Below are 13,462 nucleotides of genomic sequence, written 5' to 3' on the forward strand. Positions count from 1 at the left end.
TGTTAGAACCATTTTATTTTTCTGAAAACGACAAAGGCTATTATCGAAAGCAGGACGGACACGCCCACAATGATGAAGAAAGAATACTGAAACTCACTGCCGGCAATGGGCACATTCATCCCATAGAAACTGGCGATCAGCGTAGGAAGCATCAGTACGATGGAAATCGTAGTCATGCGCTTCATGATTGTATTCAGGTTATTCGAAATCACTCCGCTCAGAGCTTCCGTCGTTCCGGAAAGGATGTCGCTATAGATATTCACCGTATTATAGGCCTGTCGCAGCTCTATTCGTACATCTTCCACCAGCTCTTCGTCGATCCGATTTTCTCCCGAAGTCCTTATTTTGCCGAGTACGGCTTCATTGCCGCGAATGGAAGTGCTGAAGTATACGAGAGTCTTCTGAAGCATCATCAGGTGAATGAGGTCTTCATTGCGAATACTGCGTTCGAGTTCTCGCTCGGAAATAGTCACCTCATTGTTGATCTGTTTCAGGTACTTGAGGAACCAAACGGCAGAAGAATAGATGAGCCTTAGGACCAGTTCTGTCCGGTTGAGGACTTTGATTCGTTTGCGTCGGGTATGAAGCAGAAAGTCGGCAAGCATGGGAGCACGATGGTAACATACGCTCACCGTTACATCCGATCGGGTAGCTATCCCCATCGGTACGGTTACGTAGGGTACACCGCTCAGGCGACTTTCGACCGGAATCCGCAAGATCGTCAGATGCCAGTCGCCATCATGCTCTACGCGAGGGCGTTCATCAGCATCGGCTATATCGGACAAAAAATCTTCGGGAACATTGAGCGTGTCGATCAGAAACTTCATATCCTCTGCATCGGGAGTTTCGACACATACCCAGCAGTCTGTTCCGAAATCGGGCTTTTCCACAAAACCCTGTTCGGCGAAAAGGTATTTTCTCATTGCTGTACTTCCTCTTCTTTATGTGTTACGGCATTGCGCCGTACCTCCTCCGTCTATCGGGTAGCACAGCAATGCCTGTCAGTTAATCTTTCTACGGCTCGACGGAGGGAATGGGTCTTCCATTGACTATGATTTGATGAAATTAAAATCCGGCCAACCGATCGGTAATGCCGGAAAAAATGACTCCACAAAGGTAAGATTATCACGCAAACGAAAAAGATGCTTTGCCTTCAGAGACCACTGTTTTTGCGCTGAAGCTATCGGCAAGTGTACTCATCCTGCCAAAAAGAAGAGGGCGACCCAAGAATAATTTGGATCACCCTCTGTTCTTTATGCTAACCTCGTTCAGGGCTGTCGGCCACTGAAAGAAGCGTCGTCAGAGATCATATAACTTTATTTTTTGTCATCCAGACTCGCACTGATGAAATTGCCTTGTGCGTTGAACAGCAGGTCATACTCCCTGTTGTTGTAGACAATCTCTGCCTCGTATCTGCCATTGGACTTTCTTTCGATGTCCTTAATAATGGCACCGGGATAGTTCTGGTTGATGTAATTGATGATCTTAGCCTTGATGTGAGCAGGAATGTTGTCATCATCATCCTCATAACCATCGATGTGTGCGCTTACAAAGTTACCCTGAGCATTGAACAGCAGGTCGTACTCAGTATTGTTGTAGACGATCTCTGCCTTGTACATGCCGTTGGACTTTCTTTCTATGTCTTTGATAAAGGCACCGGGATAGTTCTGCTTGATGTAATTTACGATTCTTTCTATGTCTTTGATAAAGGCACCGGGATAGTTCTGCTTGATGTAATTTACGATCTTAGCCTTGATATGAGCAGGGATATTGTCATCATCATCCTGATCATCGACGTTTCCGCTTACAAAATTGCCCTGAGCATCGAACAGCAAGTCGTACTCCTTATTGTTGTAATAAATTTCTACATCATAAGTACCATTGGAGTTACGCTCGATACTGTGAATGATAGCTCCCGGGTAATTCTGATTGACATAGCTGATGATCAGAGCCTTGATGTTGGCAGGAATGTTGTTTTCGTATGCATCATCATCGTAGTCATAGTCGTCATCTCCATCATCCACATGGCTATTTACCCACTCGCCCTGAAGCGTGAAAATAAGAACTCGATGTACCGTACCATCCAGAATATCCACCTCTATGTAGCCATCTTCTATTTCATATTCCAGAATGGTGGCATTGGGATAATTGGCTGCTATATATGCCTTGATGGTGTTCAATACTCCGGTCGGAATAGTCGGATTGGCATATTGGCTCGGCGATACGGAATGAGGAGCCTTTACCGTTTTGATCAGTTTGCCATTAGGCATATAATACAGATCAACCTCCTGTTCGCCCTTTTCGACTTCTATGACATAGAATACTTCGGTGCCATTGCGCTCCACCATATCTACGTCTTCTACCTTCCACTTGGCATATTCACTTGCCTCAAAAGCAGTTCGGACTGCTTTAGGTAGAGCACTATAGGGAATGTCTGTCTCCGTGTATTGCCAGATTCTTCGCAAGAACCACGCTTCAGACTGAACGCCTTCGTTCATGAATTCTGCCACACGAAATTCGCCTTCTTGTTCCCATCTTACATTCTGAGCATTGGGATACATCGTAGCTAAAACTGCCGCTTCATCCGAAGTTGAATTGATGAGATCGTTGTCTTCCTTGTTACATGCAGCAAATAAGCCTGCAAACAGCACCATCGATGCTAAAAACTTGAATACTTTCATTTCTCTAAATTTTTGATTTGATTATTGAATAGAATGCTTGTCAATCATGAAACCGCTTGAAAACCCCTTTGAGAGAGAATACGAGTTCCATGCCGTTGTTTAGTTCCACTTCATAATCTCTGCTATCCCGATCGATTTGAACGATATAGAGATCGGGATGCTGAGATGATATATGGCGCAATATCGGGACAGGGACCAAATCGCTGGGTACGCGCGAGTACTTGCAGTCTATTTCTTTCCAATTTCCTTTTTTGTCGAATTCGATTTTATTGCCATCGGCAAAGACAACATCATAGGTCTTGCTGAACAAGTCGTTGTCCATCTTTACGTATGCTACCTTAGCACTTGCAAAGTGTTTTGCCACGACTGCCTGTGCCTTTTGGGGAATGCGATTGAGAGGGATGATACGATCGCCGGCCGCAAATGCCTTTATTCCAGCCAGTACAATTATTAGAAGAAAAATTTTCAGTCTTTTCATTGCTCTAAATTCTTTATTATCCTTGGTTGTGTATAACAAAGAACTTATATGAATCTGAAAAGAAACTGAAATGACGAAAGATTTTGAGAAAAATTTTTCCTGACCGGCCCGTCAAGCACCTTCTTATACTTCCTTGTCGATGGAAAAAGTGTGTTTGCCGTTCTCGAAGCGATAAGACAGCCGGAGTCCGTACAGTTGGCATATAGAGCGTGCAATGGGAAGCCCTAAGCCGGAAGAATGAGCCTGTTTCATATCGTGATAGAAACGCTCGAATATCAAGGTCTCGTCCAAAGCGTCCTTCACTCCCGTATTCGCTATGCTGCAATGCTTAGAGGTAAGATCGATATGGATCTCTCCGTCTCTTTCAAGATTGTGTAGGTATGCATTCTTGAGCAGGTTGCTTAGCAAGACTTTGGCCAAGGTCGGGTTCATCGATAGAACCATCGCTTCACTGTTGCCCCACACGATGCGAATACCTCGATTGGCAAAAATCGCTTCATACTCCTCCACCAAATTGCGTAGCAGCTCATTCACATCTATGCTCTCCACCTCAGGGAACTGATGGTTTTCGATTTTGCTATAGAGAAGGAGGGTTTTATTGAGCTGTACAATATGGTTGATAGACTGTATGGCCTTATAAATCTGCTCGAGCTGCTGTTCGTTCAAAGAAGGATCTTGCAGTAGCATTTCCAATTTGTTACGGCTTATGGCCAGAGGCGTTTGCAGCTCGTGTGAGGCATGCGAGATAAATTCTTTCTGCTGCTCGAAAACCTCCACATTATGGTGAGCAGTACGCAGCATGGCTTCACTGAGCTTGCGGAATTCGGTCACATCCGTTTTTGCCATTACCAATTCTTGAACAGATTCGTTCACGCGGAAGCGATCTATCCAGCTGATCAGTCGGTACAGTGGCCGGAAACTACGCGATATGATCCACATGGTGACGCTGATGGTAACGATCAGAAGAAGGATATAGAGATAAATGATAAACTCTAACAGCGTTTCGCGCAAATCCCTCTTTTCGATGGTTGGCATGGAAACCTTGAGTTCATAGTATTTGCCATGGCCGTCGCCGAATACCGTATGCATCGTACGGCAGGGCTCCATTTCACGGCGAGCCTTCACGTACACCATCTCATCGTAGTAAATGTCGTGAGCGAAGCGCATAGCTTCCTGTGGGGTAATCTCCCGAATCGAGTAGGAGTTGTTGAGGTCGTTTTCGGCCGGTGGAAGAGGGTTGTCGGAGAGAATGTTGCGGATGACGTGTTCGGAGTAGTTCTCCAACGAATCATTCGTCTCGTCGTTTATTTCATCGACGATTACATAATAGAAAGCTATCACCCAAGCGGTAAATACCACGAGGAAGACAGCAGACAAACGCAGTACTATTCGATAAGATAGTTTCAACGCTCTTCGTCCCTTTCTATGAGTTTATAACCGAACCCATATACAGATTTGATCTCGATAGTGGCCCCTGCATCGTTCATCTGCTTGCGCAGATTTTTGATTTGAGCATAGACGAAGTCATAATTATCCGCTTGGTCTATATAGTCTCCCCAGACAGCCTCGGCCAGAGCCGCTTTGTCCACCAATCGGTTAGGGCGGGTCATCAGGTGGTGCAGGATGTCGTATTCTTTGCGTTTCAATTCCAGTGGATGGCCATCGACCAAGACTTCGAACTTGTCCGGTACCAAAGATACATTTCCGAGTTTGATTTCCATAGCTCCATGAGCTGTCTTGCGTCGGATAAGTCCTTTAATTCTGGCATTCAACTCTAAGAGGTGGAAAGGTTTGGTCAGGTAGTCATCGGCTCCCAGATCTATTCCTTCTACCTTGTCTTCGATGGAATCTTTGGCAGAGATAATGATCAGATTCTCCGTTTTCCCCCTTTTTTTGAGTTCTTTCAAGAGAGTAAGCCCATTACCGTCCGGCAGCATGATGTCCAGCAGGATACAGTCGTAGTCGTACACGAGTACCTTGTCCAAGCCTTCGTTCATCGTTGCAGCTGTCTCTACCACGTACCTCTCCCCGAGCAGAAACTTTTGGATCGTTTCGCGCAGTTCCGGTTCGTCTTCGATAATGAGGATTTTCATCTGGATAGCCCTGTTTCGATTGATCTTCTTTTACAAATATAACATGGTAAAACTGAATTTTTTCTGAAATAGCCTCTCTCGCCCTGCAGTCCTGTGATGTGCGGATATTTTACGACTGCGTTTTGGCGCGTGGCGCTAATCTTTTTTTACTTTTTATATATCTTTGTTTGAAAGCGATTTGCCGGAATCTTGGCAAATAAAGTCTTTTAGTCACTTAAAAACAGATAGTTATGACAATAAAGCGCGCAGTGCGAATAGCACTTCTCACGCTGATCGGCATCCTTTTTTTCTCCCCTTCGCATATTCAGGCGCAGAGTCCGTTCTGTACCGAACATATCCTGCAGCTATATAACAAGATTCTCAGAGGAGAGTCCCCGGCAGACTCCCTCGCAGCTCAAACAGCGGACAAGGCTGCATTTCCCTTTATAGACAAACTCATCAATCTCGGTCGCACCTTTCTTGGCAAGCCATACCGCTATCGTGGACCCTCTCCATGGCCGATGGACTGCTCCGGCTATGTATCCTACCTCTACTCCAAGTTCGATGTCAAGCTCCCTCGCAGTGCAGCTGCACAAAGCTTGTACACGGACCGTATCAGACGCGAAGATCTGCAGCCGGGCGACCTCATCTTTTTCAAGGGTCGCAATGCGCGCAGCAGCCGTGTAGGGCATGTCGCTTTGGTCGTATCCGTCGATGGTGATGATATTACCATGATGCACAGTCGCAATTCGAGAGGGATCGTAATAGAGAAGCTCAGTCGCAGTGCCTACTTCTCCCGCCGATTGGTCGGCTATGGCAGGGTACCCGGAGAACGGAAAACAACTCCGCGAAAAAGTTGATCGGACCATACTCAAACGACTATAGGGGCTATCCCCCCATGGGGCTGTGCAGCAATCACCGGATTTGTGCACAGCCCTTTTCTCATACAGCCCGATGGGCTTGGAAGGAGAGCTATGGCGAGGTAGCCAAAGAGGAGAAAAGCGCGGTATACGTTCCAGTTCTTATTTCCCTCTATTCGAGAATGTAAAAAAACGATCGAGCTGAGGCTTGCCGGCAAAAAGATTTATCGTTCATAAAATTAGATGGAAGTGGTTTGAAAAAACGTGGCGCGGGAAAGTTTTTCTTTTGGTGCGGGAAGTGAAAATTTTTGGAGCCAAAACGAAAAACTTCTCGCGCGTCTTTTCAGGAAAACACGCACCACGATCAGAACATTTTTGGTCCGTATCGTAGAGATAGTAGCATGTTGAGCCATTGGCTTGCCGCACCGATAGCGATTGTATCAATGGCGACATGCAGGCCGTATGCTCTGTCCGACGAACATGCCTCCCTTCATAGATCAAATTCTCGTTAAAAGGGAGGATAACGAGTTTCTTTCGTATTTTCGTTCCACAATAAAATGTAATACAAGTAATAAATCACCACAATGAACAAAAAAATCTTTTCGATGATGGCCGCAAGCATCATTGGTTCGGCTGCTATGACCCCATCAGCCGGAGCCGGCACCGGAGAGCATCTGACGCCGGAGCTATTTATGACCCTGTCGCGAGTGAGCGAAATGGCTTTGTCGCCCGATGGCAAAACGGCTGTTTATGCCGTCAGTTTCCCCGATGTCAAAACGAATAAGGCTACTCGCGAGCTATTTACTGTCAATCTCGATGGTTCGGGACGCAAGCAGATAACCGACACGGAGTCCAACGAATACGCTCCGGTCTGGATGGCCGACGGTAAGCGCATCGCTTTTATGAGCAACGAGGGCAGCAGCATGCAGCTCTGGGTCATGAATGCCGATGGTACAGAACGTCGCCAACTTAGCAATATCGAAGGAGGTATTACCGGTTTTCTTTTTTCTCCGGATGAGAAACAGGTGCTTTTCACCAAGGACATCAAATTCGGGAAGCGTACCAAAGACATTTATCCCGATTTGGACAAAGCTACCGGACGTATCATCACCGATCTGATGTACAAGCATTGGGACGAATGGGTGGAGACCATACCGCATCCCTTCATCGCGAACGTGACGGATGGAATGATTACTACCGGCAAGGACATTATGGAGGGCGAACCCTACGAAGCTCCGATGAAGCCATGGTCGGGTATCGAAGATTTCAGTTGGAGTCCTGACGGACAGAACATAGCATACGCCAGTCGCAAGAAAACGGGCATGGCATATTCTCTATCTACCAACTCAGACATATATATCTACAATCTGGCTTCCGGCCGCACACACAATATTTCCGAGGGGATGATGGGCTACGACACATATCCGAAGTTCAGCCCCGACGGCAAGAGCATCGCATGGATCAGTATGGAGCGCGATGGATATGAAAGCGATCTGAAGCGTCTTTTCGTGGCGGATCTTGCCACAGGAAAGCGCAACTACGTAAACCCCACATTCGATTACAATGTGGATATGATCCAGTGGACGCCTGACAGCAAGGGTATCTATTTCCTTGCCTGTAAGGAGGCGGAGACCAATCTGTGGGAGATTACGCTCCGAACCGGTAAGATCCGTCAGATCACACAAGGACAGCACGACTATGCGGACTTCTCCGTGCGGAACAACGTTATGCTGGCCAAACGCCACTCCTTCGAACTTCCCGACGATCTCTATTGCGTAAATCTGAAGAACGGCGCGGCACAGGCGATCACCGCAGAGAACAAAGCTATCCTCGATCGTCTCATTCCGATCACCTGCGAAAAACGCTGGATGAAGACTACCGACGGTGGCAATATGCTCACGTGGGTAGTGCTGCCGCCCAACTTCGACAAGAACAAGAAATATCCTGCTATACTCTATTGTCAGGGTGGTCCGCAGAACACTGTTAGCCAGTTCTGGTCCTTCCGTTGGAATCTCCGACTGATGGCTGAGCAGGGTTACATTGTCATTGCTCCCAACCGTCATGGCGTACCTGGATTCGGACAGAAATGGAACGAGCAGATCAGTGGCGACTATGGTGGCCAGAATATGCGTGACTATCTGACGGCCGTGGATGAAATGAAGAAAGAGCCGTACGTCGATGGCGATCGTATCGGAGCAGTGGGGGCCAGCTACGGAGGCTTCTCCGTCTATTGGTTGGCCGGCCATCATGACAAGCGATTTGCTGCTTTTATCGCTCATGCCGGTATCTTCAATCTGGAGATGCAGTACGCCACGACGGAAGAGATGTGGTTTGCTAATTGGGACATAGGCGGTCCTTTCTGGGAGAAAGATAACGTAGTGGCTCAGCGTACCTATGCAACTTCGCCGCACAAGTTTGTGCAGAATTGGAATACGCCCATTCTCATGATCCATGGCGAACTGGACTTCCGCATTCTTGCTTCACAGGCTATGGCTGCTTTCGATGCGGCACAGCTTCGGGGTGTCCCGAGCGAGATGCTGATCTATCCGGATGAAAACCATTGGGTACTCCAACCGCAGAATGCACTGCTATTCCATCGTACATTCTTCGGCTGGCTGGATCGTTGGCTGAAGAAGTAATTACATTCCCGTCATACAACGAAGGGGGCGGGCAGACACGATAACGTCAGCCCGCCCTCTCCATTTCAATAATAGCGCACATTTATGATTAGAAACATCGTATTCGATCTCGGCGGAGTTCTTATCCATCTCAACCGCGGAGAATGTATCCGACGATTCAAAGCCATTGGCGTAGCACACATAGAAGAGATGCTCGACCCTTATCTGCAAAAGGGGCTCTTCCTCGATTTGGAGTCTGGGCGCAAGAGTGAGGAGGAATTTCGGGCCGAGCTTTCCCGACACATCGGCAAAGAATTGACTTATCAGGAGGTGTACGACGCCCTTCTGGGCTTCCTTGAGGAAGTTTCGGCCGAGAAGTTCGACTATATCGCTTCGCTACGATCCGATTATCGGCTCTTCCTCCTCTCCAATACCAATCCTTATGTCCTCGATCTGGCTATGAGTCCCTGTTTTCTCCCCTCGGGACGAACGTTGGATAGCTTCTTTGATAAGGTGTATGCCAGTTGTCGGATGGGCAAGTGCAAACCCAACGAAGATATTTTCCTCGAAATGATAGCCGACAGCGGTATGAAGCCTGAGGAAACTCTTTTCATCGACGATGGACCGGCCAACGTAGCCATGGGTAAGCGTCTCGGCTTCCATACCTTTTGCCCCGATAATGGGGAAGATTGGATTCCTGCCGTTCGCCAACTCCTCCACGAACAGAAATAAAGAAGGGCTGTACCGCGAATCTTTTCGCTCTGTACAGCCCTTTTCGTATAGAAAAAACGTTTGCTTATTTTGTAGGCTCTTGCATGGTGAAGTCCACGTTCAGCTTATTCTGATCCAGCCCGTACCAGTTGCCTGTAATGGCATCGATAGCCACGGGAAGAAGACCGCCCAGTACATCCAATACCACCCACTTAGCTTCTACGCGGTTGTTGATTACACGTATGATCGGTTGTTTGCCCGGAATACGAAACTCCACGGTGTAGGATTTGTCAGCCTTGAGCGAGAGCTGCAAAGGCGTTTGTCCCATCCTGTCCCCATTGACATAAACTTCGGCACCCTGTGGGTTGGAAACCATTTCCACTGCATGCGTCTGTTTGCCGAAAAGAGTGGCGCAGCCGGTGATCGCAGTCAAGCATATGGCACCGCACGCTAAGCATAGTAATGCTTTTTTCATTGTCTTGTTTTTTTATTGCTTTTCTGCCCCCATGGTTAGATCTGTATGGAAAGACGATGGAGGCGTAGACATCTTTCTCATACTGAATGATATTTTTTTCTTTTGACAACTCAGAAAGGAGAATGTCAATTTTTTTAGAAAGCAAAAGTAGCATAAACTCCAAATCGATACCATCTGCCTGCTAAAATGATAGTACGGGGGTTCGGGCGAGAGGAGGGTGTCGATCTCGAATTATGTATTCTGTGGCTCACGAGCGGCATAATAGGCCTTTGCCGGATTGGCATACATGGTCAGGATCAGTCGTTTCAATTCCTCTTCGTCCTTATCCTGCATCTCCACTTTGGCGATTTGTGCAGACAGATAGTTTACAAAGGTTTCTTTTTCTTCCTCGCTATAATGCGTACCGGCGTGGTCGCATCCGTCCAGAAGATCCCATGCTACATAATTGCCCGGATAGAGACGGTAGCGACGATGGATTTCTGCATCGATCAGTTTTCCTGCTTCTGTGAACTGCCGGGCGTGCGGTATGTCTGTTGGGATGCTTTCGGCCAATTCTCTCAGAGGAGTACCTATGGCAAAGTGAACACGTCCTTTGTAGCCGAAAATACCTGTCTGCATATTGAGCAGATCCTCCCCGACGGGTTTCTTATATGACGGATCGCGTTGCTTGCAGAGCATTTCGCGTGCTTTCAGGTAATCGCAGGGATCATACTCATAGCTCAAAGAGAGCGGCACGATGTTGAGGTCGAGCAGACTCTTGATCCCTCCGTCCTCACCACTCATGGCAAGCATTTTGAGCACACTGCTCTGTGTGCGATCGTCGGCATCTTTGGCCCGTCCTTCGCGTTGGGCTATCCAGATGGAGTCTTTCGTATGGGTGATCGTATGCCGGATGTATGCCGATAGTCTCTGCGACTGTGCTATCAGCTCGCGCATATTGATCCCACGGCGTACGATAAAGCTCCCGTTGAGCCGTACGAAGTCTTCTATCCAAGGCTTCACGAGCAGATTGTCCCCGATGGCTATCTGCGGCATATTGTAGTTGATCTCAGCAAGCAGCAGGTTGAGGAAAGCCGAGTCCAATACGATGTCGCGGTGGTTGGAGATAAAAACGTAGGCTCCATTGTCAGGGATACGACTCCTGCCACTCAGCGAGAGGCTGAAGGTCGTTTTCTCACCCACCGCCTTAACGGCTGTATAGCCGAAGATGTGTTTGAATTCGCCGGCCGATTTGCAGCCCAACATCATTTGTTCGAACTCCTGCGGCTTTACGTCCGGCATCATTTTGCCGAACACATACCGATATTCGGCCGAGCTCAGCAGACGTTCTATTACGGCCGGTACCTCCTGATCGCAGTATGGCCTGATGTCCTCAAATAGTGTCGTATCCATAGTTATTGGTTGTGAAGTTGTCCGTTACTGCTGTCGTTCAGTCCATCCCGAATGATAGTGCAAAGCACCTCTTTCATATCCATTCCGGCAGCCCGAATCTGCTGGGGAATAAAACTTGTAGGGGTCATGCCCGGTGTCGTGTTTACTTCCAGCAGCGTAGGGATACCGTCTGCTTCGATGATATAGTCCACGCGTATGATGCCCCGAGCGTTGAGAAGTTCGTATATGCGCGCTGTCATGGTTTGTATCAACTGAGTGGCTTCATCACTGATTCTTGCCGGTGTGATTTCTTCGACGGCACCGTTGTATTTGGCATCGAAGTCGAAAAACTCATTATGTGCGACAACTTCCGTAACAGGCAATGAAACGACTTCTTTGCCTCTGAGGAATGTTCCGCAGGTAACTTCGGTACCGCATATCAGACGCTCTATCATCACTTCTTCACCCTCAGAGAAGGCTTGTTCTATTGCCGGATGGAGCTGTGCTGCTTCCACCACCTTGGTAGTGGCGATGCTGGACCCTCCCACATTGGGTTTCACGAAAAGAGGAAGCCCCATACGTGCTGTCAGACTCGCTACATCGGGCAGAGGATCCCGCCGAGTCAGTCGGACAGAATCGGCAATGCGTATACCGAAGCCGGAGAGAAAACGATTGCAGACGTATTTGTTGAACGTCAGCGATTCGACAAGCGTGTCGCCCGTATTGTACGGAATGCCGATCATATCGAGATACCCTTGAAGCAGACCGTTCTCGCCCGGAGTCCCGTGTATGGTGATAAAAGCATAGTCAAACCGTACTCGTTCGCCGTCAAGATCAAAGCTGAAATCATTCTTGTCCAAGGGAACCGCTCTTTGCTCCGATACCCGCACCGACCAGCGATCGCGCTCGATCAGCACAAGAAAGGTGGAGAAAGGCTCGCTTCCAAGCCAGGAAAGAATGCCGGCAGCACTCTTGAGCGAAACGGAATGTTCGCCCGAATAACCGCCAGCAACGACAGCTACAATTGGTTTTTTCATCATTCTGTTTATTTAATATGTAGGGGAAAAGCTATTGTACTATTAGTAATGGGGGATCAGTCGAATCGGTTCAGATATAATCCTGTCCTGCGGATATGCAGGTGATAAACGTACGCCAACGCTCAAGCAAAGCAGTAAGATCGGCAGGCAGATCGGAGTCGAACAGCATTTCTACACCTGTTACAGGATGGCGGAAGCCTAATGTCTTGGCATGCAGTGCCTGTCGCGGGCAGATAGCCAGACAGTTCTGCACGAATCGGCGGTAATTGGCCGTATTGTTTCCTCTCAGGATTTGATCGCCACCATAACGCTCGTCAGCAAACAGCGTATGGCCTATGTGCTTCATATGTGCCCTGATCTGATGAGTACGTCCCGTCTCCAGACGGCATTCTATCCAGCTGACGTATGCCAGCTCTTCCAAGACCTGATAATGCGTTACGGCCGGTTTGCCAATATCTCCATTGGGAGGGAATACAGCCATTTGCAGGCGGTCTTTCAGGTCGCGTCCTATATTGCCGGTAATGGTCCCGATCGGGTAGTCGAAACGCCCCCATACCAGTGCACGATAGGAGCGATGCGTCGTCTTATAATAGAATTGCTTGCACAAATCCGATTTGGCTTCGGCTCTCTTGGCAACGACCAGAAGGCCGCTCGTGTCCTTGTCTATACGGTGTACGAGTCCCAGACTTGGATCCATGGGGTCGTATTCGGGATCCTCTCGGAGGTAGTAGGCCAGTGCATTGACCAGCGTGCCCGTATAATTGCCATGGCCGGGGTGTACCACTAATCCGGCAGGCTTATTGATCACGAGCAATACATCGTCCTCATACACTATATCGAGTGGGATTTCTTCGGGTATGATCTCCAATTCCCGTCGCGGCCGTAGGAGTTCCAGCGTGACCACGTCGCCCGGTTTGATCCGGTAGTTGCTCTTTACAGGCCGCCCGTTGACGAATATGGCACCGGCCTCGGCCGCCTGCTGGATACGGCTGCGTGTGGCATTGTTCATCCTGTCGACGAGGAATTTGTCGATACGAATAAGCGTCTGCCCCGGATCCGCTACAGTCCTGAAATGTTCGTATCTGTCCTCTTCCGGATCTAACCCGCCGTCTGAGATGTCCTCTGCATCGTCTTCTTCGAATAGGTCCGCCATCTCGGG

13 protein-coding genes are annotated in these 13,462 nt (G+C 48.4%); 4 read left to right on the forward strand and 9 right to left on the reverse strand.

Annotated features, from left to right (window positions below; all coding sequences use genetic code 11):
• Window positions 1-2 precede the first annotated feature (2 nt).
• The 5 genes from HQ49_RS06510 to HQ49_RS06530 form a co-directional block, all read right to left on the reverse strand.
• Complete coding sequence (locus HQ49_RS06510; protein WP_039419089.1) at window positions 3-923, reverse strand: magnesium transporter CorA family protein; 921 nt, start codon at window positions 921-923, stop codon at window positions 3-5.
• Between the two features lie 393 nt (window positions 924-1,316).
• A complete protein-coding gene (locus HQ49_RS06515) occupies window positions 1,317-2,681 on the reverse strand; it encodes a PepSY-like domain-containing protein (RefSeq protein ID WP_039419090.1) in 1,365 nt (454 codons plus the stop codon).
• 40 nt (window positions 2,682-2,721) lie between these two features.
• Window positions 2,722-3,159 (reverse strand): PepSY-like domain-containing protein, encoded by a 438-nt coding sequence (locus HQ49_RS06520; RefSeq protein ID WP_018965359.1) that lies wholly within the window; start codon window positions 3,157-3,159, stop codon window positions 2,722-2,724.
• A 123-nt stretch (window positions 3,160-3,282) separates the two neighbouring features.
• Window positions 3,283-4,566, reverse strand: coding sequence for a sensor histidine kinase (locus HQ49_RS06525; protein ID WP_039419092.1), 1,284 nt, complete (start codon window positions 4,564-4,566; stop codon window positions 3,283-3,285).
• Complete coding sequence (locus HQ49_RS06530; protein ID WP_018965361.1) at window positions 4,563-5,252, reverse strand: response regulator transcription factor; 690 nt, start codon at window positions 5,250-5,252, stop codon at window positions 4,563-4,565. Before HQ49_RS06530 ends, HQ49_RS06525 begins: the two co-directional genes overlap by 4 nt.
• A gap of 230 nt (window positions 5,253-5,482) precedes the next feature.
• Here HQ49_RS06530 and HQ49_RS06535 point away from each other — a divergent pair, with 230 nt between their 5' ends.
• The 4 genes from HQ49_RS06535 to HQ49_RS06545 all read left to right on the forward strand — a co-directional run bounded on the left by HQ49_RS06535 (window position 5,483) and on the right by HQ49_RS06545 (window position 9,441).
• A complete protein-coding gene (locus tag HQ49_RS06535; RefSeq protein WP_018965362.1) occupies window positions 5,483-6,091 on the forward strand; it encodes a C40 family peptidase in 609 nt (202 codons plus the stop codon).
• Window positions 6,092-6,389: 298 nt separating this feature from the next.
• Window positions 6,390-6,482 carry a DUF1661 domain-containing protein gene (locus HQ49_RS11375; RefSeq protein ID WP_230587866.1) on the forward strand — a complete coding sequence of 31 codons (93 nt, stop codon included), beginning with the start codon at window positions 6,390-6,392 and terminating at the stop codon, window positions 6,480-6,482.
• 193 nt (window positions 6,483-6,675) lie between these two features.
• On the forward strand, window positions 6,676-8,730 hold the full coding sequence (locus tag HQ49_RS06540) for a S9 family peptidase (RefSeq protein WP_039419094.1): 2,055 nt from the start codon (window positions 6,676-6,678) through the stop codon (window positions 8,728-8,730).
• Window positions 8,731-8,814: 84 nt separating this feature from the next.
• On the forward strand, window positions 8,815-9,441 hold the full coding sequence (locus tag HQ49_RS06545; RefSeq protein WP_039419095.1) for an HAD family hydrolase: 627 nt from the start codon (window positions 8,815-8,817) through the stop codon (window positions 9,439-9,441).
• Between the two features lie 64 nt (window positions 9,442-9,505).
• Here the strand turns inward: HQ49_RS06545 and HQ49_RS06550 are convergent, their stop codons facing one another.
• The 4 genes from HQ49_RS06550 to HQ49_RS06565 form a co-directional block, all read right to left on the reverse strand.
• Window positions 9,506-9,895 carry a PEGA domain-containing protein gene (locus HQ49_RS06550; RefSeq protein WP_039419096.1) on the reverse strand — a complete coding sequence of 130 codons (390 nt, stop codon included), beginning with the start codon at window positions 9,893-9,895 and terminating at the stop codon, window positions 9,506-9,508.
• Between the two features lie 231 nt (window positions 9,896-10,126).
• On the reverse strand, window positions 10,127-11,287 hold the full coding sequence (locus HQ49_RS06555) for a 1-acyl-sn-glycerol-3-phosphate acyltransferase (RefSeq protein WP_039419098.1): 1,161 nt from the start codon (window positions 11,285-11,287) through the stop codon (window positions 10,127-10,129).
• A gap of 2 nt (window positions 11,288-11,289) precedes the next feature.
• Window positions 11,290-12,303, reverse strand: coding sequence for a D-alanine--D-alanine ligase (locus HQ49_RS06560; RefSeq protein ID WP_039419162.1), 1,014 nt, complete (start codon window positions 12,301-12,303; stop codon window positions 11,290-11,292).
• A 70-nt stretch (window positions 12,304-12,373) separates the two neighbouring features.
• Window positions 12,374-13,456: an RluA family pseudouridine synthase gene (locus HQ49_RS06565; protein WP_033317155.1), complete on the reverse strand. Its 1,083-nt coding sequence runs from the start codon at window positions 13,454-13,456 to the stop codon at window positions 12,374-12,376.
• Window positions 13,457-13,462: the final 6 nt, after the last annotated feature.

Source organism: Porphyromonas gulae (genome assembly GCF_000765945.1).
Classification (GTDB): domain Bacteria; phylum Bacteroidota; class Bacteroidia; order Bacteroidales; family Porphyromonadaceae; genus Porphyromonas; species Porphyromonas gulae.

What these genes read in the sequence shown, in the direction of transcription:
- HQ49_RS06510 (WP_039419089.1), bottom strand. Translation starts at nt 923, where the DNA reads ATGAGAAAATACCTTTTCGCCGAACAGGGTTTTGTGGAAAAGCCCGAT.
- HQ49_RS06515 (WP_039419090.1), bottom strand. Translation starts at nt 2,681, where the DNA reads ATGAAAGTATTCAAGTTTTTAGCATCGATGGTGCTGTTTGCAGGCTTA.
- HQ49_RS06520 (WP_018965359.1), bottom strand. Translation starts at nt 3,159, where the DNA reads ATGAAAAGACTGAAAATTTTTCTTCTAATAATTGTACTGGCTGGAATA.
- HQ49_RS06530 (WP_018965361.1), bottom strand. Translation starts at nt 5,252, where the DNA reads ATGAAAATCCTCATTATCGAAGACGAACCGGAACTGCGCGAAACGATC.
- HQ49_RS06535 (WP_018965362.1), top strand. Translation starts at nt 5,483, where the DNA reads ATGACAATAAAGCGCGCAGTGCGAATAGCACTTCTCACGCTGATCGGC.
- HQ49_RS06540 (WP_039419094.1), top strand. Translation starts at nt 6,676, where the DNA reads ATGAACAAAAAAATCTTTTCGATGATGGCCGCAAGCATCATTGGTTCG.
- HQ49_RS06545 (WP_039419095.1), top strand. Translation starts at nt 8,815, where the DNA reads ATGATTAGAAACATCGTATTCGATCTCGGCGGAGTTCTTATCCATCTC.
- HQ49_RS06550 (WP_039419096.1), bottom strand. Translation starts at nt 9,895, where the DNA reads ATGAAAAAAGCATTACTATGCTTAGCGTGCGGTGCCATATGCTTGACT.
- HQ49_RS06555 (WP_039419098.1), bottom strand. Translation starts at nt 11,287, where the DNA reads ATGGATACGACACTATTTGAGGACATCAGGCCATACTGCGATCAGGAG.
- HQ49_RS06560 (WP_039419162.1), bottom strand. Translation starts at nt 12,303, where the DNA reads ATGAAAAAACCAATTGTAGCTGTCGTTGCTGGCGGTTATTCGGGCGAA.
- HQ49_RS06565 (WP_033317155.1), bottom strand. Translation starts at nt 13,456, where the DNA reads ATGGCGGACCTATTCGAAGAAGACGATGCAGAGGACATCTCAGACGGC.